Source organism: Streptomyces armeniacus, assembly GCF_003355155.1.
Lineage (GTDB): Bacteria > Actinomycetota > Actinomycetes > Streptomycetales > Streptomycetaceae > Streptomyces > Streptomyces armeniacus.
In genome coordinates, this window is sequence record NZ_CP031320.1 from 2,038,641 (window position 1) to 2,057,231 (window position 18,591).

17 protein-coding genes and 1 riboswitch are annotated in these 18,591 nt (G+C 71.6%); of the genes, 8 read left to right on the forward strand and 9 right to left on the reverse strand.

Going from position 1 to position 18,591, the window contains the following annotated elements; translation table 11 throughout:
• Window positions 1-317: 317 nt before the first annotated feature.
• Both DVA86_RS08950 and DVA86_RS08955 read right to left on the reverse strand, forming a co-directional pair.
• Window positions 318-1,676 (reverse strand): NYN domain-containing protein, encoded by a 1,359-nt coding sequence (locus DVA86_RS08950; protein ID WP_208877203.1) that lies wholly within the window; start codon window positions 1,674-1,676, stop codon window positions 318-320.
• A gap of 19 nt (window positions 1,677-1,695) precedes the next feature.
• Complete coding sequence (locus DVA86_RS08955; RefSeq protein ID WP_121516464.1) at window positions 1,696-1,935, reverse strand: hypothetical protein; 240 nt, start codon at window positions 1,933-1,935, stop codon at window positions 1,696-1,698.
• 140 nt (window positions 1,936-2,075) lie between these two features.
• Here DVA86_RS08955 and DVA86_RS08960 point away from each other — a divergent pair, with 140 nt between their 5' ends.
• From DVA86_RS08960 to DVA86_RS08990, 7 genes are all read left to right on the forward strand, one after another.
• Window positions 2,076-2,825, forward strand: a complete 750-nt coding sequence (locus DVA86_RS08960) for a rhomboid family intramembrane serine protease (RefSeq protein WP_245996441.1) — start codon at window positions 2,076-2,078, stop codon at window positions 2,823-2,825.
• The gene (locus DVA86_RS08965) at window positions 2,822-3,103 is read left to right on the forward strand and encodes an Lrp/AsnC family transcriptional regulator (protein ID WP_208877205.1); all 282 of its coding nucleotides are present in this window, start codon (window positions 2,822-2,824) and stop codon (window positions 3,101-3,103) included. The genes DVA86_RS08960 and DVA86_RS08965 overlap by 4 nt, the downstream gene beginning before the upstream one ends.
• A 131-nt stretch (window positions 3,104-3,234) precedes the next feature.
• Window positions 3,235-3,606, forward strand: a complete 372-nt coding sequence (locus DVA86_RS08970) for a hypothetical protein (protein ID WP_208877207.1) — start codon at window positions 3,235-3,237, stop codon at window positions 3,604-3,606.
• A 113-nt stretch (window positions 3,607-3,719) separates the two neighbouring features.
• Entirely contained in the window at window positions 3,720-5,171 is a 1,452-nt protein-coding gene (locus DVA86_RS08975) for a sensor histidine kinase (RefSeq protein ID WP_245997568.1), read from the forward strand.
• The gene (locus tag DVA86_RS08980) at window positions 5,168-5,830 is read left to right on the forward strand and encodes a response regulator transcription factor (protein ID WP_208877211.1); all 663 of its coding nucleotides are present in this window, start codon (window positions 5,168-5,170) and stop codon (window positions 5,828-5,830) included. The genes DVA86_RS08975 and DVA86_RS08980 overlap by 4 nt, the downstream gene beginning before the upstream one ends.
• 122 nt (window positions 5,831-5,952) lie before the next feature.
• Window positions 5,953-7,377 carry an SLC13 family permease gene (locus tag DVA86_RS08985; RefSeq protein ID WP_208877212.1) on the forward strand — a complete coding sequence of 475 codons (1,425 nt, stop codon included), beginning with the start codon at window positions 5,953-5,955 and terminating at the stop codon, window positions 7,375-7,377.
• A gap of 31 nt (window positions 7,378-7,408) precedes the next feature.
• On the forward strand, window positions 7,409-8,701 hold the full coding sequence (locus DVA86_RS08990) for a glycerate kinase family protein (protein WP_208877214.1): 1,293 nt from the start codon (window positions 7,409-7,411) through the stop codon (window positions 8,699-8,701).
• 169 nt (window positions 8,702-8,870) lie between these two features.
• On the opposite strand, the gene DVA86_RS08995 is transcribed toward DVA86_RS08990, so the two are convergent.
• From DVA86_RS08995 to ctaE, 6 genes are all read right to left on the reverse strand, one after another.
• A complete protein-coding gene (locus tag DVA86_RS08995) occupies window positions 8,871-10,304 on the reverse strand; it encodes an aminotransferase class V-fold PLP-dependent enzyme (RefSeq protein WP_208877216.1) in 1,434 nt (477 codons plus the stop codon).
• Window positions 10,305-10,346: 42 nt separating this feature from the next.
• Window positions 10,347-10,464: riboswitch (SAM riboswitch) on the reverse strand.
• A 305-nt stretch (window positions 10,465-10,769) separates the two neighbouring features.
• On the reverse strand, window positions 10,770-11,834 hold the full coding sequence (gene trpD, locus DVA86_RS09000; RefSeq protein WP_208877217.1) for an anthranilate phosphoribosyltransferase: 1,065 nt from the start codon (window positions 11,832-11,834) through the stop codon (window positions 10,770-10,772).
• Window positions 11,835-12,209: 375 nt separating this feature from the next.
• Entirely contained in the window at window positions 12,210-13,859 is a 1,650-nt protein-coding gene (gene qcrB, locus DVA86_RS09005; RefSeq protein WP_208877219.1) for a cytochrome bc1 complex cytochrome b subunit, read from the reverse strand.
• Complete coding sequence (qcrA, locus tag DVA86_RS09010; protein WP_208877221.1) at window positions 13,856-14,953, reverse strand: cytochrome bc1 complex Rieske iron-sulfur subunit; 1,098 nt, start codon at window positions 14,951-14,953, stop codon at window positions 13,856-13,858. Before qcrA ends, qcrB begins: the two co-directional genes overlap by 4 nt.
• Window positions 14,950-15,762 (reverse strand): cytochrome bc1 complex diheme cytochrome c subunit, encoded by an 813-nt coding sequence (gene qcrC / locus DVA86_RS09015; protein ID WP_208877223.1) that lies wholly within the window; start codon window positions 15,760-15,762, stop codon window positions 14,950-14,952. Before qcrC ends, qcrA begins: the two co-directional genes overlap by 4 nt.
• Window positions 15,763-15,851: 89 nt before the next feature.
• Window positions 15,852-16,463, reverse strand: coding sequence for an aa3-type cytochrome oxidase subunit III (gene ctaE, locus DVA86_RS09020; protein WP_208877225.1), 612 nt, complete (start codon window positions 16,461-16,463; stop codon window positions 15,852-15,854).
• 185 nt (window positions 16,464-16,648) lie between these two features.
• On the opposite strand from ctaE, the gene DVA86_RS09025 reads away from it, so the two are divergent.
• Window positions 16,649-17,059, forward strand: coding sequence for a response regulator transcription factor (locus DVA86_RS09025; protein WP_208877226.1), 411 nt, complete (start codon window positions 16,649-16,651; stop codon window positions 17,057-17,059).
• A gap of 63 nt (window positions 17,060-17,122) precedes the next feature.
• On the opposite strand, the gene DVA86_RS09030 is transcribed toward DVA86_RS09025, so the two are convergent.
• Window positions 17,123-18,376: a L,D-transpeptidase gene (locus tag DVA86_RS09030; protein ID WP_208877227.1), complete on the reverse strand. Its 1,254-nt coding sequence runs from the start codon at window positions 18,374-18,376 to the stop codon at window positions 17,123-17,125.
• Between the last annotated feature and the right edge of the window lie 215 nt (window positions 18,377-18,591).

Consider the following 18,591-nt stretch of genomic DNA (forward strand, 5'->3'; position numbering starts at 1 on the left):
AGGCGGTACCCCCGCTGCCACTCCCGTTGAGTGATCAACCGGGCGAGGGTTCGAGGCCAGACACTAGCGACGGGCATCTGATCGGATCAAATCCCTCGGAGAAAAACCTGCTCCAGAACAACATTCTTTACCCACATCACACCCGCAGCTACGGCCACTTGACGCTCTGTAGGAGCAATACGGACACAACGGGCAGGGCACTTACGGCGTTTCGAAGGTCCCACGGACGGCAGGCGGATGTCCGGCGAATGTCCCGAATCGGCGCGCTTGGGCGTGATTTCGGCGCGGCCCCGCACACCAAACGTTTCAGCGCGCGCTCACGTACGGGCGAGCCGCTTGAGGAGCAGCACCGACGCGACCGGACGCGCGCCCGCCGCCGCGCACCCGTCGGCGACCTCGCGGTCCGAGGAGACGACGACCACGGGCCGTCCGGGCGGCTCCGCGCGCACGAGTCTGCGGATCAACTCGTCGGCGGTCTGGCCCGGTTTGCTGAACAGCACCCGCACCCCGCGCGGTGGCGCGAGCAGCACCGGGGCGGCCAGTTCGGCGCCGTCGAAGACGCACGTCATCTCCGCGCCCGTCTGCGCCGCGAGGACCGCCAGCCCGCCCAGCAGCCGCAGCCGCTGCTTGTCGAGGGGCATCGTCGGATAGCCGGTCTTGGTGACGTTGTAGCCGTCGACCACCAGATGCGCCTGGGGCAGCGCGAGCAGCTGGTCCAGCAGCGCCGGGTCGTTCTCCGACAGGGCGCGTGCCGCGATGTCCCGCGGGGTCATCTGGCCGGGCTCCACGGCGTCCACGGAGTCCGCGGGCCGCCCCTGCGCGGGGGGCAGTGCCAGCTCGCGCCGGAGCCCCTGAGCGGCGTCCAGGACGGTGTCCAGGAGCAGCCGTACGCGCATGTCCTCGACGCTGCGCCCCTCGCGGGCCGCGCGCCGCCCCGCCTCCAGCGCCGCCTCGGTCTCCGCCAGCCGGGTCCTGACCCGGCGGAGTTCGCCGTCCGCGGCGGCCTTCTCGTTCGCCCCGGCGGTGCGTACGGACTCCAACTCGGCCCGCAGCTTCCGCAGCTCCGCCTCGCCCCGCTTCACGTCGCTCTGCGCGCTGCGCAACTTTCGCTGCGTGACCTCGAGTTCCTTCCGTACGGACTCCAGCTCCGTACGCGCCCGGTCCGCGTCGCCGCGTGCCGCCGCGCGCTGCTGGGACAACTCCTCGCGCAGCCGGGTCAGTTCGCGCTGGGCCTCCTCGCCCGCGCGCTCCTCCTGCGCCCGCTGCGCCTCCTCGCCGGCCGCGACGACGAGCTTCACCCAGCCCAGCGGGCGCAGCACGTACGCCACCGCCGCCAGGTCCACCGGATCCGCCGCCGCCGGGGGCGTGCCGCTCTCCACCGCCGCGGTCAGCTCGGGCAGCATGTCCCGCAGCCGCCCGGCGATGCGCTGCCGGAAGACGGTGTCGCCCTCCAGCGCCGCCGCCATCGCGTTGCCCCCGAACTTCGCGCGCCGCTGCGGCGTGAAGCGTGCGTACTGCCGCAGCGGCGCGGGGAGTTCGGCGACCGTCAGACCGCCGAGCGCGTCGCCGGTGAGCGCCACCACCCGGTGGCGCACCTTTTCGGGCAGGGGGCGGTCGAGTGTCTCGTCCGACGGCTCGCGATCCGGCTCGCGTTCACCGCCCGTACGTGCCACCACCGCTCACACCGCCCGTCCGTCAGACCTCTGCGCCCGGCCGGTCCACCAGCTCGATCTGGTCCGCGGCATTGCACCAGCGGCACCGGACGGACTCGATGGTCTCACTGAGCACTTCACGCTCCTCGGTCGTCGCCTCCCCGGCCAGGTCCAGATGGACGAACTCGACCACCTTGCTGGAGCGGGTCACGTCGAACCGGGTCAGATTCCCGCACAAGGTGCAGCGCCAGCGCGTCTCAGCCGTGGGCTGGGGGACCGTCATGGTGTTGTCCACTTCCTTCCCGAGGTGCTTCTGCGATCTCGCTTCGTCTACGGGGCGGCACTCCCCGTCACCCTACGACCTGCCGTCACCCGCGTGTGTCGAGGAGTACGCGCCGCCGCCGAGCCGTCATGATCCGCTCCATGCACGGCACCGGTACCCGCTCCCCTACCCGCTCGGCGGGCAGGCACCCTGTGATGACCTACACCCTCATCGGGGTCTGCTTCCTCATCTTCCTGCTCGGTCCGGCGTCCGGCTTCGTGCCCGCGTACGGCACCGGCGAGGCGCTCTTCCACGAGCAGACCGGTCATTTCCACCGCTGGGGAGTGGTGCCCCGCACCCTGTGGAGCGGCCGCCCCAGGCCGCTGGCCACGCCGTTCACCGCGCTGTTCCTGCACGGGAACTGGCTGCACCTGCTCGGCAACCTGCTCTTCCTCTTCGTCTTCGGCGAGATGGCCGAGCGGCGGATGGGCGCGGCACGTTTCCTGCTTTTCTATGTCATTGTCGGCTATGCCGCGATGCTGTGCTATGCCGCTGCCTACCCGGATTCGAGCGAGACCCTCGTCGGCGCCTCCGGGGCGATCTCCGGGGTGCTGGGCGCGTTCCTCTACCTCTTCCCGCGGGCCCGGGTCACCAGCGTGCTGCCGTTCCTCTGGTTCCTCCCGCTGCGCTTCCCGGCCTGGGCGGTGCTCGTCTTCTGGCTGACCCTGCAGTGGCTGGCGGCCCGCCGGGACACCGAGGGACCGGGGGTGGCGTACCTCGCGCACGTCGTAGGCTTCACGCTGGGCTTCCTGTACGCCTGGCTGCGCTTCCGTACACCCCGCTCCTCTAGAGTGAGCGAGCCTGCCCCGGCGGCCACGGGCCGTACCCCCGACGAAGGGATCACACCATGATCACCTCGATCGTGCTCATCAGGTGCAGCACGGATCGCATCCCTGAGATCGCCGAGCAGATCGCCGCCCTGGAGGGGGTCAGCGAGGTGTACTCGGTGACGGGCGCGCACGACCTCATCGCGATGGTGCGGGTGGCCGAGCACGACGACCTCGCGGACGTCATCCCCGGCCGGATCAGCAAGGTCCAGGGCGTGCTGGCCACGGAGACGCACATCGCGTTCCGTACGTACTCGCAGCACGACCTGGAGGCGGCCTTCGCGATCGGGCTCGACGCGTAGGGCGGGCGTCCGCGGCCCGGGGCCCGTATCCGGCATCCCGCATCCCGCATCCCGCATCCCGCATCCCGCATGAAGACTTCTTCATCTCGCTTTCATCGGCACACCGCACCACCGCCCGCAGGCTTTCCCGCATGGCCTTCTCACACCGCATGGCGACGCTCGCGGCCGTCGTGGCGATCCCGCTCGGCATCGCCGCCACCAGCTACGTGCTGACCGACAGCCCGGACCCGCCCCGCTCCCCCGCGGAGGTCGACCTGGACTCCGACAGCCCGCGGCCGACGCACCCCTCGTCGCCCGTGCCCTCCGGCGGCCCGTCCGGGTCGCCCGGCGGGTCCGGTGAGCCCTCCGGCCGCCCCTCGCCGCCCGCCACCGGTCCCAGCTCCCCGGACGACGACGGCGACCAGGTCGTACCCCCGCCGTCCGCCACCCACGAGCGGGGCGGGGACGACGACGCGGACGACGACGGCGCCGGCGGTGGCGACGACGACGGAGACGACGGCTGACCCGCATGCCCCTCTCGTACCGCCTCCGCCGCCCGCACCGTCCCCGCCTGCGGCGCCTCCGCCGCCCGCAGGTCACGGCGCGGGTCCGGATCCTGCTGTGGCTGCTGGTGGTGATGGCGGTCGCGCTCGCCGCGGTGGCCACCACCACCCGTTCGATCCTGCAGCGGGACGTCGACCACCGCATCACGCGGCTGCTGGCGCAGGAGACGGGCGAGTTCGCGAACTTCGTCGACCAGGGCCGCGACCCGGAGACCGGCGCGCCCTTCCGTACGTCGCGCCGCCTGATCGAACTGTTCCTGCAGCGCCAGTACGCCGACCCCGACGAGGAACTGCTCGGCGTCGTCGGCGACTCCGTCCTGCGGCAGCGCCGCGACATCCCCACCGCGCTGCCGCTGCACCGCGACCGGGAGGCGCTGCGCCGTATCACCGCGAGCGGGGCCCGTACGGGCACCCTGGACCGGCCGGAGGGCGAGATCCGCTGGGCGAAGGTACGGATCGACGCGTCCGCCGACTCGCGGCGCGGCAGCTTCGTCGTGGCGTTCCACGCCGACCGCGAACAGGCCATGGCCGAGGACGTGTTCCGCATCCTGCTCGCCATCTCCGGCGTCGCCCTGCTGATGACCTGCGGCATCGGCTGGGCCGTCGCGGGCCGCATCCTCGCGCCCGTACGGCTCGTGCGCACGACCGCCGCGCAGCTCACCGAGCAGGACCTGACCCGGCGCATCCCGGTGCACGGCCGGGACGACATCGCCGCGCTCGCCGAGACGTTCAACGCGATGCTGGACCGGCTGGAGCGGGCGTTCGCGGCGCAGCGGCAGTTCGTCGACGACGCGGGGCACGAGCTGCGTACGCCCATCACCATCGTGCGCGGACACCTGGAGCTGATGGGCGACGACCCGGTGGAACGCGAGGAGACCGTACGGCTGGTGACGGACGAGCTGGACCGGATGAGCCGTATCGTCGAGGACATGCTGCTGCTCGCCAAGGCGGAGCGGCCGGACTTCGTGTCGGAGGAGCCGGTGGAGCTGGCGGAGCTGACCGCGGACGTCTACGTCAAGGCACGCGCCCTGGCCCCCCGCGACTGGCGACTCGACGCCGTGGGCGAGGGCACCGTGCAGCTCGACCCGCAGCGGATCACGCAGGCCATGGTGCAGCTCGCGCAGAACGCCGTACAGCACACCGCCCCGGACACCCCCGTACGGATCGGCTCCCTGCGCACGGACCGCGAGGTGCAGCTGTACGTGGCGGACAGCGGCACGGGCGTACGGCCCGAGGACGCCGAGCTGATCTTCGAACGCTTCCGCCGCGGCACCGCCCGGCGCGGCTCCGCGGCAGGCGGCGGTGGCGCGGGCCTCGGCCTGTCCATCGTGAAGGCGATCGCCGAGGCGCACCGCGGGGGCCGGGTGGCACTGCGTACGACGGAGGGCGGCGGCGCCACGTTCGTCATCGCGGTCGCGGCCGAGGAGCCGGGCGAGCCCGGCGAGTCCCGGGACGGCAGGGACGGCACGAACGACAGGCACGGAAGGGACGGCAGCATGCCCGCAACGGAGGTGACCGCACCGTGAACCGCATCCTCATCGCGGAGGACGAGGAGCGCATCGCCGCCTTCGTCGAGAAGGGCCTGCGCGCCAACGGCTTCACCACCACGGTCGCCGCCGACGGCAACACCGCACTCGACTACGCCGCCACCGGCGGCTTCGACCTCGTCGTACTCGACATCGGGCTGCCGTACCGCGACGGCTTCACCGTCCTGCGCGAACTGCGCGAGGCCCGCGTCACGGTGCCCGTCATCGTCCTCACCGCGCGGGACTCGGTCGGCGACACCGTCGCCGGGCTGGAGGGCGGCGCGGACGACTGGATGACGAAACCGTTCCGGTTCGAGGAGCTGCTGGCCCGCGTACGGCTCCGGCTGCGCACCTCGAGCCGTACGCCCGAGGTGACGGTGCTGCGCAGCGGCGACCTGTCGCTGGACCTGCGGACCCGCCGGGCCAGCGCCGACGGGCGCACGGTGGATCTGACGGCACGTGAGTTCGTGCTGCTGGAACTCTTCCTGCGGCACCCCGGGCAGGTGCTGTCGCGGGAGCAGATCCTCTCGCACGTGTGGGGCTACGACTTCGACCCCGGCTCGAACATCGTCGACGTGTACGTGCGCGCGCTGCGGAAGAAGCTCGGCGCGGGGCGGGTGGAGACGGCACGCGGGATGGGCTACCGGCTGCCGGGCTGAGGCCGTTAGCCTGCTGCTCCTGCGCGCCGCCCGGATGAATCCCCGGTCCGGCCTTCCCCGGATGAAATCTCCTTCATCAAGACCTCACGGTGGACTCACGGTGAAGCCGAAGACTCGTCCGCGTGTCCCTCTCCGTCAAGCAGACCGTCTTCCTCACCGCCACCCTCAGCTTCTGCGCACTCCTCGCCGTCCCCGGTAACTTCCCCGGGCTCGCCGCCGACGCCCGCCTCACACTCGGCATCTTCGCGGTGGCGACCTGCGCCTGGATCAGCACACCGATCGACGACACGTACATCGCGCTGAGCGCCGGCCTCGCCCTCGCCGCGACCGGGGTGATAAGCAGCGACACGCTGTTCGGTGCCCTCGGCGACCCCACCGTATGGCTGCTGATCTGCGCCTTCGTCCTGGCCGCCGCCGTGTCCCGTACGGGTCTCGCGGGCCGCGCGGCGGCGTTCCTGGTCGGCGGCGCCCGTACGGTACGTCAGCTGGTGCACCTCACCACCGCGGCGCTCGTCGTGACGGCCTTCGCCATACCGGCCACGTCCGGGCGCGCGGCGCTCACGTTGCCGGTGTTCGTCGCGCTGGCCAGGGCGCTCGCCGACCGCACCCGACTGGTCGTGATGCTGGCGCTGCTGTTCCCCACCGTCATCCTGCTGTCCGCCGTGGCCACGCTCATCGGCGCGGGCGCACACCTCATCACCGTGCACGTGCTGTGGGAGGCGGCGGGCGAGCACATCGGGTTCACCGAATGGCTGCTGCTCGGGCTGCCGCTGGCGCTGGCCTCGGCCCATCTGGGCGCGGAGGCCGTGCTGTTGACGACGACGCGGCGCAGCGACCGGCGGGACGGCGTACGGATCACCGCGGACGACATCCAGAAGCACAGCGAGGACACCGTCACCGGACCGCTCTCCACGGTCGAGATCCGCTGCCTGCTGCTGCTGTCCACGGTCGTCGCCCTGTGGTGCGCGGAACCGCTGCACGGGGTGCCGCCCGCGCTCGTCGCGCTGATCGGCGCGGTCGTGTCGGCGTCCCCGGTGCTCGGCACCGTACGGCTCAAGGACGCGCTCCGTACGGTGCCCTGGTCGCTGCTGCTGTTCATGGCCGCGACGATGGCGATGGGCATCGCCCTCTCCCGGTCCGGCGCAGCGGGCTGGCTGGTAGGCGGGCTCGGCGCGTCCGGCGACTCGCGGCTGCCGCCCTGGCTGTTCCTCGCGGTCGTGGTCGCGGTCAGCACCGCCGCGCACCTGGTGCTCCAGTCCCGTTCGGCGCGGTCCAGCGTGCTGGTGCCGCTGGTGGTCGCCGCGGCGGCGGGCGCCGGCGTCAACCCGGTGGCCGCCGCGCTCGCCTCCACCGCCGCGGCGGGCTTCTGCCACACGCTGCCCGCGTCCGCGAAGCCGGTCGCGCTCTTCGCGGACGTGCCCGGGATCACCACGTACACACCCCGCGACCTGCTGCGCCTCTCCACCGTACTGGCGCCGCTGACCGCCGCGCTCGTCCTGTTCTTCGCGCTCGCCGTCTGGCCGCTGCTCGGCGTCCCCGTTCTCTGACGTTCTCTGACGTTCTCTGAGGAGATCCACCGTGACCTACCGTTTCGCCATCGCACCCAGCGGCTTCAAGGGCTCGCTGTCCGCCCGGCAGGCGGCCGACGCCATCGCCGAGGGCGTACGCCGCGCCGTACCCGACGCTCGGCTCGACCGCATCCCGGTCGTGGACGGCGGTGAGGGCACGGCCGAGGCCCTGGCCGTCGCCACCGGGGGCACGCTGGTACGGCGTACGGCGACGGGGCCGCTCGGGGAGCCCGTACGGACGCACTTCGCGGTGCTGGGAGGTTCGGGCGGCGGTGGCTCGGGGGGCGGCGATGACGTGACGGCCGTCGTCGAGATGGCGGCCGTCGCCGGACTGTCCCTCGTACCCGGGGACCGGCGCGACCCGTGCGCGACCACCACGTACGGAGTCGGCGAACTGATCGCCGCCGCCCTCGACTCCGGGGCCCGCCGCATCCTCGTCGGCTGCGGCGACTCCGGCACCTCCGACGGCGGCGCGGGGGCCCTGCGCGCCCTCGGCGCGCGGCTGCTGGACGCCGACGGGCGCGAACTCCCGTACGGCGGCGGCGCGCTGGCCCGCCTCGACCGCATCGACGCACGCGACCTCGACCCGCGCCTCCGTACGGCCGAACTCCACGTGGCCTGCAACCCGTTCAACGTCCTCTGCGGACGGAACGGCGTCGCGCGGGTCTTCGGCCCGCAGAAGGGGGCCGGTCCGGCGCAGGTGGAGCTGCTCGCCCGGGGCCTGGAGCGCTGGGCGGACGTCCTGACGCGCGACGTCGGGGACGTCGGGGACGGGCAGGGGGCCGCGCGCCTCCGGTACGCGCCGGGCACCGGCGCGTCCGGCGGGCTGGGCGCCGGTCTGGCGGCACTCGGCGGCACGCTGCTGCCCCGCTTCGACGTACTGCTCGGCCACCTCGACCTCGACGCCCGGCTCGGCGCGGCCGACCTGGTCATCACGGCGGAGGGCGCGCTGGACCACCAGACGGCACGCGGGAAGGTACCCGCGGAGGTCGCCCGCAGGGCGAAGGCGCTGGGCAAGCCCGTCATCGCGCTGGCGGGCACGCTGGGCGAAGGCGCGCACACCGTACGGGCGTCGGGCGTGGACGCGTACAGCGGCATCCTGCCCGCGCCGATAGGGCTGGCGGAGGCGCTGAGCCGCGGCGAGGAGTACCTCGCGGACGCGGCCGAGCACGCGGTCCGCATGATCCTGCTGGGCACGCGCCTGACCCCCACACCGCGCCGCCTCGCCCAGCCCTTGAGCGAAACGAAGACGCCCACCGGCTCACCCAGCCCGTCCGGCACCCGTTCCCCGTCCGGCGCTTGAGGGCGGCGAGCCGCCAACTCCAACCAGTCCGGCGATTGAGGACGGCCCTCAGCCAGCGCCGAGCGGCTCCCGCCGGAGACGGGTCACCCCATCGTGCGCGGGTGCCGCCCGGGACGGGCGGGCGTCCGTCCCCAATCGCCGGACGGGCTTGATGTGGCTGAGGTTCGTGTCAGGGAAACGCCGGGTGGTCGGTGGGCACGCAGCGCCCGTCCTCCACCCGGTAGCTCCACCGCGCGCCGTCCGTCACCAACTCCCGCACCGCCCGTACGAACCGCTCGACGTGCTCGTCCGGCGTGCCCGCACCGAAGCTGGCGCGAACGGCGTTCAACGACCGCTCCCCCGGTTCCGGCGCTGCCCCGGACGCGCCGGACGGCCCGGACACCCCACCGCACTCCCCCGGCTCGTCCGCCGCGCCCCCCAGCAGCACGCGCAGCAGCGGGTGCGCGCAGAACATGCCGTCCCGTACGCCGATCCCGTACTCCGCGGACAGCGCCGCCGCGAAGTGCGAGCTGTTCCAGCCGTCGACGACGAACGACAGCACCCCGACCCGTTCCGCCTCCTCCCCGAACAGCGACAGCACCCGCACGCCCGGCACGTCCGCCAGCGCCTCCAGTACGCGGGCGAGCAGCTGCCGTTCCCGCCGTACGAGGCGGTCGAACCCGGCCTCCTCCAGCGCCCGGCAGGCGGAGGCGACGGCGTACGCGCCGATGACGTTCGGCGAACCGGCCTCGTGCCGCGCCGCGTTCGTGTGCCACTCGACGTCGAGCGCGCCGTCCGCGCGGCGGGCGACGCGCCTGCTGGCGCCGCCGCCCGAGAGGTACGGTTCGGCGCCGCGCAGCCAGTCGGGGCGCCCGGCCAGCACACCTGCGCCGAACGGCGCGTACAGCTTGTGCCCGGAGAACGCGACCCAGTCCACGTCCAGTTCGGCGATGTCCACGGGGTGGTGCGGCGCCAGCTGCGCCGCGTCCAGGACGATCCGCGCGCCGTGCCGGTGCGCGGCGGCGGCGAGTTCGCGTACGGGCCAGATCTCGCCGGTGACGTTCGACGCGCCCGTCACGCACACCAGCTTCGGGCCCGCGGGCGCGGCGTGCAGCGCCTCGTCGAGGGCGGCGACGGCCTGCTCGGGCGTACGCGGCGCGCGCAGACACGTCGTGTGCCGGCCGCGCCAGGGCAGCAGCGACGCGTGGTGCTCCGTCTCGAACACGAACACGCGGGTGCCCTCGGGCAGCGCACGCGCCAGCAGATTCAGCGAGTCGGTCGTGGCACGGGTGAAGACGACCTCGTCGTCGGGTCGGCACCCGAGGAAGCGCGCCACGGTGGCGCGGCTCTCCTCGTACAGCCGCGTCGACACCTGCGAGAGGTGCCCGGCACCGCGGTGGACGCTGCCGTAGTACGGGGCGTACGCGGCGAGGTCGTCCCAGACGCGCCGCAGTACGGGGGCGCTGGCGGCGTAGTCGAGAGCGGCGTAGTACACCTCGCCGCCGGTGACGAGGGGGGCGAGCACGTCGTTGCCGAGTACGGGCAGCGGCTCGTCGGCGGTGCCGTGCCGACGGGGCGGCGATGCGGGCGTACGGAGGACAGCGGTGTCAACGGACACGGACATGACGGCAGAACTCCCTCGAAGACCAGGACCCCTGGCGTGAGGGATCCGCGCTTGCCGCAGACCTCGCTGCCTGCGGCCTGGTCATCACCCGGGGCACCCCGCCACGGACGGAGGGTTGCCGGACAGCGGGCCGGGGCCTTGATCGCTGTCGCTCGTGACCTGGCGGCAGTATGCCATACGCGTTTGCCCCGGCAGTAGCCCGTCCGGCCGAGCCCCGATCAAGCCCGTCCGGCGCTTGACGAGGACGCACCTCAGCCGATCAAGCCCGTCCGGCGATTGAGGACGGCCCTCAGCCACGGAACACGCGCAGACACCGGTGGACGATCACGCAACACACCCAACCGCACCCCGCGAACGGGTCGGGGTCCGTCCTCAAACGCCGGACAGGCTGGATATGGCCGGGGCCCGCCCCAGGAGGCGGGTCCCGGCCGGAGCCGTACAAGCGGGGGCGGCGCGCGCAGCTGGTTACGCGTTGCTCGCCGACACCCACCGTTCCAGGGCCGCCTTCGCGTCGCCCGAGTCGACCGATTCCGCGGCGCGGGCCATGGCCGCCGCGAGGCGGTCGGCCAGGGGGCCGTCCGCCGGGTCCAGGGCGACGAGCGCCGCCGCCGCGTTGAGCAGGACCGCGTCCCGTACGGGGCCGTGTTCGCCGTCCAGGAGGCGGCGCGCGATGTCCGCGTTGTACGCGGAGTCCGCGCCGCGCAGGGCCTCGACCGGCACCAGGTCGACCCCGATGTCCCGCGGGTCGAACGACTCGCGGCGCACAGCGCCGTCCCGTACGACCCACACCGTCGACGTGGCCGTCGTGGTCAGCTCGTCCAGGCCGTCGTCGCCGCGGAAGACCAGCGCCGACGAGCCGCGTTCCGCGAGCACGCCCGCCAGGATCGGCGCCATCCGCGCGTCCGCGACGCCGGTGGCCTGCGCGCGTACCCGGGCCGGGTTGGTCAGCGGGCCGAGGAAGTTGAACGAGGTCGGGATGCCCAACTCCCGCCGCGCGCCCGCCACGTGCCGCAGCGACGGGTGGAACTTCACCGCGAAGCAGAACGTGATCCCGGCCTGCGCCGCCACCTCCGCCACGCGCTGCGGGGTCAGCTCCAGGTTGACGCCGAGCTTCTCCAGTACGTCGGACGCACCGCTCGCGGAGGACGCCGCGCGGTTGCCGTGCTTGACGACGCGCGCGCCGGTGCCGGCCACCACGATGGCGGCCATGGTGGAGATGTTCACCGTGCGCGCCCGGTCGCCGCCGGTGCCGACGATGTCGACGGTGGGACCGGGCACCTCGATCACGTTGGCGTGCTCGTACATGGTGCGTACGAGGCCGGAGATCTCCTCCACCGTCTCGCCCTTGGCCCGCAGGGCCACCGCGAAGCCGGCGATCTGCGCGTCGGTCGCCTCGCCGCGCATGATCCGGTCCATGGCCCAGGCCGTGGCGTCCGCGTTCAAATCCTCACCGGCCAGCAGGGAGCTCAGTACGTCCGGCCACGAGCGGGCCGCCGTGGTGTCGCCTCCAGCGGGGGTCGCAGCGCTCATGGGGATCACTCCTGGCATGGATGGTGGTACGGCTGGGCGGCCGGGCGCACGTCCGGTGGCACCGGTGGCATACGTCCGGCGGGCGCGCCACGGTGGCGCGGCTCGCCGCCAGCCTAGCGGCGCGGGGACCGGCAGGGGCGTGCTGCCCGCACTCTGATCACGGTGCACCGGCCACGCGACCCGCCACGCACCGCCCCGCGGCCACCCGCCCGGCGCGCCCGCCGCCCCGGCGGCGCCGCGCCACACAGCAGCGGGCCCCGGCCCCCTCCGTACGAGGGGACCGGGGCCCGCGTGCGCCGTATCCGGACCGGTCAGCCGACCGTCAGCCGGCAGGCAGACGGCCAGAAGGCAGCCGGCCGCCCGGCACAGGATCACTCAGTGGTGGCCGTGACCACTCGTGATCTCCTTGTACTCCTCGGCCGTCGGCTTGGGGATCTGCCCGTCCGAGCCGTAGTAGCCCTTGGACAGCTTCGCCCGCAGCTTCTCCGATCTGCCGACCTTGCGCTGTACGCCGTGCTCGTCCGACTCGGGTCCGATCTCGGCGGGCTCGTACTGCTCGTGCGCGGTGAGCGTGTGCAGGTCCTCCTGCGCCAGGGGCTCGTGCACCTCGATGAACTCGCCGTGCGGCAGCCGTTTGATGATGCCGGACTCGCGCCCGTGCAGCACCTTCTCGCGGTCCTTGCGCTGGAGGCCCAGACAGATCCGTTTCGTGATGATGAACGTCAGGATCGGGACCACGAAGAAGCCGATGCGTACGAACCAGGTGATCGCGTTGATCGACAAATGGAAGAACGTGGCCACCACGTCGTTGCCGCCGCCGATCAGCAGCACCATGTACCAGGCGATCCAGGCCGCGCCGAAGCCCGTACGGGTCGGCACGTTCCGCGGCCGGTCGAGGATGTGGTGCTCGCGTTTGTCCCCGGTGACCCAGGACTCGACGAACGGGTACACCGCGATGGCCGTCAGCACCAATGGCAGCAGCATCAGCGGGATGAACACGCCGAGCACAAGCGTGTGCCCCCAGATGTTGACTTCCCAGCCGGGCATGAAGCGGATCAGGCCCTCTGGGAAGCCCATATACCAGTCGGGCTGCGCGTTGGTGGACACCTGGTCCGGCCGGTACGGGCCGAGGACCCAGATCGGGTTGATCGAGAAGGTCGCGGCGATCATCGCGATGACGCCGAAGACCAGGAAGAAGAAGCCGCCGGCCTTGGCCATGTAGACCGGCAGGAGCGGCATGCCGACCACGTTCTTGTTCGTCTTCCCGGCACCCGCGAACTGCGTGTGCTTGTGGTAGAAGACCAGGATCAGATGCGCCGCGAGCAGGCCGAGCATGATGCCCGGCAGCAGCAGCACATGGATCGCGAAGAAGCGCGGGATGATGTCGTGCCCGGGGAACTCGCCGCCGAACAGGAACATGGCGATGTACGTGCCGACCACCGGCGTCGACAGGATCGCGCCGTGCATGAAGCGGATACCGGTGCCGGACAGCAGGTCGTCGGGCAGCGAGTAGCCGGTCAGACCGGTGAACATGCCGAGGATGAGCAGCAGGAAGCCGAACATCCAGTTGATCTCGCGCGGCTTGCGGAACGCGCCGGTGAAGAACACCCGCATCATGTGCACCAGCATGGCCGCGATGAAGATCAGCGCGCCCCAGTGGTGGATCTGCCGGATCAGCAGACCGCCCCGCACGTCGAAGCTGATGTCCAGCGTCGACGCGTACGCCTCGGACATCACGACGCCGTGCATCGGGACGTACGCGCCGTGGTACTCGATCTCGGCCATGCTCGGCGTGAAGAACAGCGTCAGGTAGACGCCGGTCAGGATGATGATGATGAAGCTGTAGAGCGCGATCTCACCGAGCATGAAGGACCAGTGGTCCGGGAAGATCTTGCGCATGTTGGCCTTGGCCAGGCTGTAGATGCCCAGCCGGCCGTCCGCCCAGTCCGCGACCTTCTCGCCCGCGGGCGCCTTGCGCTTGCCCGGCGCACCTGCGCCGGGTGCGTTCGTGCTTGTCGTACTCATCCGCGCTCCCAGAAGGCCGGGCCGACAGGCTCCGCGAAGTCACCCTGCGCTTCGAGGTAGCCGTCCTTGTTGACGCTGATCTTCAGCTGCGGCAGCGGGTGGCCCGCCGGGCCGAAGAGCACCCGTGCGCCGTCGGAAAGGTCGAACGTCGACTGGTGGCAGGGGCAGAGCACGTGGTGCGTCTGCTGCTCGTAGAGGCTGACCGGGCAGCCGACGTGTGTGCAGATCTTCGAGTAGGCCAGGATGCCTTCGTGGGACCAGTCGAGGGTCCGCTTGTCCTTGATGTCGTCCGGCTCGATGCGGACGAGCATCAGGGCGGCCTTGGCGATCTCCACGTTGAAGTCGTGGTCGTGCTGGTCCAGGCCCTCGGGCTTGGCGAAGGCGAGCGAGCCGACGACGATGTCGTCCGGCTTCAGCGGCTCGTCGGTGTTCTCGTTGATGAGCAGCTTGCCCTTTTTCCAGGCCGTGTGCCGCATCTTGTCCTCGGGCAGCGGCCCGAGGTCACGCAGCAGTACGACGCCGGAGAGCGGCACCAGCGTCAGCGCCCCGAACATGGTGTGCCGCACCAGCTTGCGCCGTCCCAGCTGGGACTCCTTGGCGCCCTGCCGGAAGTCCGCCAGCACCTTCTGCCGTACCTCGGGCTCCGCCTCGATGGGGTGCCGCTCGTCGGCGATCTCCACGTCCGACATGAGCGTACGGGCCCAGTGGACCGCGCCCGCGCCGATGCAGAACAGGGCGAGGCCGAGGGTGAGGCCCAGCGACAGGTTCAGCGCGCTGACGTGCCCCAGCGGCCAGATGTAGACGATCTTGTCGATCGGGAACGCCACGTACGAGGCGATGAAGCCGACCGTGGCCAGCATCGACACGGTGAACAGCATCGCGACGGTGCGCTCCGAACGCTTCGCCGCCCGCTCGTCGATGTCCTGTACCCGGTGCTCGTGCGGGGGCAGCCCGGGGTCCGCGAAGGGGTCCTCGTCGGGGACGCCGACCTCTCCGTGGCCCTGCGGCTCGCGCTCGCCGGGGAGCTTCTCGTTCTCGTCCTCTGGCACGTTCTCGTCAGATCCAGTTCCGTGGGATCCAGTCTCACTGCTCATGACTTCTTGGCCTTTGCGGTCCGCGCTGCGACCCAGACGGCGACGGCGATCAGCCCGCCGAGCCCGAACACCCAGCCGAACAGGCCCTCGCTGACGGGGCCGAAGCCGCCCAGCTTGTAGCCGCCGGGGGTCTCCGCCTCGCTGCTGTTGACCGTCTTCAGGTACGCGATGACGTCGCCCTTGTCCTTCGGCGTCATCACCGTGTCGGGGAAGGACGGCATGTTCTGCGGGCCGGTCTGCATCGCCTCGTACGCGTGCTTCTTGGTCACGTCACCGAGGTCCGGTGCGAACTTGCCCTTGGACAGGGCGCCGCCTTCGCCGGTGAAGTTGTGGCACTGGGCGCAGTTCGTACGGAACAGCTCGCCGCCGTTGGCGAGGTCCGCGTCGTTCGGGTCGTACTGCGACTTGTCCGGCACGCTCGGGCCCGGGCCCAGCGAGGCGATGTACGCCGCCAGCTGGTCGGTCTCCTTCTGCGTGTACTTCGGCTGCTTCTTCGGCACCTGCGCGCCCGGCTGCTGCGCGGGCATACGGCCGGTGCCGACCTGGAAGTCCACGGCGGCGGCGCCGACACCGGTCAGGCTCGGGCCGTCACTGGTGCCCTTGCCACCGGTCCCGTGGCAGCTGGCGCAGCCGACGGTGTAGAGCTTCTTGCCCTCCTCGATGGCGAGGGAGGAACTCGACCCCTGGGCGGCCTTCGCCTCATCCGCGGGGGCGAGCGCGGTGTACAGCCCCCCGGTGGCCGCCAGCGCGAAGAGTAGGACGACGAGCGCCGCCAGCGGATGGCGCCGTCGTGCGGAGAGCTTTTTCACGGATTACCCCGGTGTCAGGATCTTCTGCGTCGATGCTTCTGGCTGTGTCTGCTGCGAGTGCTCTGCACTGTGCGGTCGGACCGCCCGGATCACTTGATCAAATAGATCGTGGCGAAGAGGCCGATCCAGACGACATCGACGAAGTGCCAGTAATAGGACACGACGATGGCCGCGGTCGCCTGCTGATGCGTGAACCGCCGCGCCGCGTATGTTCTGCCCAGCACGAGCAGGAACGCGATCAGGCCGCCCGTCACGTGCATCCCGTGGAAGCCGGTGGTCAGGTAGAACGCCGACCCGTAGGGATCCGAGGACAGGGACAGTCCCTCGTGCTTGACCAGCTCCGTGTACTCGAAGACCTGGCCGCCGATGAAGATCGCACCCATGATGAAGGTGACGATGAACCACCCCCGGAGCTTCTTCACGTCACCACGCTCGGCCGCGAACACACCGAGCTGGCAGGTGAGGGAAGAGAGCACCAGGATCGTGGTGTTGGCCGCCGAGAACGGCACGTTCAGTGCCTCGGCCTGCTCCTTCCAGAAATCGGCACCCGTCACCGACCGCAGGGTGAAGTACATCGCGAAGAGGGCCGCGAAGAACATCAGCTCGGAACTCAGCCAGATGATGGTTCCGACGCTGGTGAGGTTCGGCCGGTTGACCGACGGGTGCGCGTGCCCGGTTTCTACTGCTGTTGCTGTCGCCACGCCGACATTATGTCGGTCGCTTATCCCGGCCTCACTTCCGGGGGTGCCGTTCGGTGTGTCCGACCGTCGTGCGCTGCTCAAACGCCGCTCCAACGGGCCCTGGGCTGCGGTGTTGAGGCGGCGCCGGAGGGAGTAGCATCCGGGCAGGCATTGGAAGTTCGACGAGATTCCCACGCGGAGGAACGATGCAGCCGACCGCCACGGTGCTGGTCTACAGCGATGACGCCAACACCCGCGAGCAGGTGCGTCTCGCCGCCGGACGGCGCCCCGCCTCCGACGTACCGCAGATCGAGTACCTGGAGTGCGCGACGCCGGCCGCCGTGCTCTCCGCGCTGGAGGAGTACCAGGTCGACGTCTGTGTGCTGGACGGCGAGGCCGTCCCGGCGGGCGGCATGGGCGTGTGCCGCCAGATCAAGGACGAGATCTTCCGCTGCCCGCCCGTCCTGCTGCTCATCGGCCGCCCCCAGGACGCCTGGCTGGCGACGTGGAGCCGCGCCGAGGCGGCCGTCTCGCACCCGGTGGACCCGGTCGCGCTCGCGGACGCCCTCGCGGGACTGCTGCGCGGCGGACACCGTACGGACGCCGGGGCGGCGTGACACGGCGAAAGACGCCGCGTCTCTCACCTCTTCGGCCCCGTACGAGGCCGTCCCCGGGCCCTGTCACATCTCGAAGCGGAGCCTCGCGGGCCCGTTCCGGACGTTCTTGACGGTCGTGCCGCCGACGAGCGCGCTGCCGCGGCGCCACTCCTTCCAGGACAGGTTCCAGTCCCCGAAGCCGTTGTCGAACGTGGCCATCTGGTCGCCGCTGCCGTTGATGTAGCGCACCACGTCGCCGCGCTTGACCAGGTTGTAGAACCAGCGGGCGTTCTCCGTGCTCATGCCCGTGCAGCCGTGGCTGACGTTGGCGGCACCCTGCGAGCCGACCGACCAGGGCGCGGCGTGCACGAACTCGCCGCTGCGGGTGACCTGCGTGTTCCAGTGCACGGGGAGGTCGTACGACTCGGAGCTGCCCTCCGGTATGCCGATGCTGGTGCCGCGCATCCGGATGAACGACTGCTTGCCGAGGACCACCTTGACGCCGTTCCGGGTCTCGAAGCCGGCCTTGCCCGTGGTCACCGGTATGGTGCGGACGGCCTTGCCGTTCTTCCGTACGGTCATGGTGTGCGCGCTCATGTCCACCAGGGCCTCGACGCGTTGGCCCGTACGGATCGTGAGCGGCTTCGAGCCGCCACCCCGCAGCCCCTCCCGGATGCCGACGCCGCCGAGCGCCGAACTGACCGTGACGGTGGCGTGCGCGGGCCAGTACGTACGCGGCCGGTAGTGCAGCGTCTTGCCGTCCGCCCAGTGCCAGGCACCCTGCGTACGCGGTGTGGACTCGACGCGCAGCGCCCGCTCCACGGTCCTGCGCTCGCCCGCGCTCTGCATCCGGTGGCTCAGCTCCGCCACGATGGGCTGCCCGACGCCGTACGTGCCGCTCTCGGGGCCGAAGGTGACGCCGAGCTTGCGGCCGTTGGCGGGCTTGGTCTCGAAGTGCAGGGTGCGGCTGCCCGGTGAGCCGTTGCTGTTCTCGGTGCTGACGACCACCGTGTAGCGCACGCCGGCGGCCAGCGGTGCCGTGGAGCGCCAGCGGTCGCCGTCGGCCGACAGCTCGCCTGCCAGCCGCCGTCCTGCGGCGTCGGTGGCGATGACGTCCGTGATCCGCGCTTCCGAGCCGTTGGCGGTCACTTCGAGCGGCTTCCGTGAGTCGACGCGGTCCCCGCCCGCGTCCGCGTTGACGGCCACCTGGTCGCTCGCGTCGTAAGGAGCGGCGGCGAGCGGACTCGCGTCGCCGCCACAAGCTGTGAGCCCCGCCGTCAGGGGCACGAGTATCAGGGCGCAGGCCAGCGCCGTCCGGCGCTTCGGTCGAGGTCTCATACGCCCAAGCTAGAGACGCCGCGGTCCGGCGGCCCGCCGACAGCCTGCGAACGGGTTACGCGTACGCACCGGTTGCCCGGAGGGCGTAGACGAGGGCGCGCCGAATCCAGCCCGTCCGGCGCCGATCAAGCCCGTCCGGCGTTTGAGGACGGCCCCCGGCCGCGATGGCGGTGCGCTGGGCCGTGCGCAGTGGGCCCACCGGCGAGCCGGTGGCC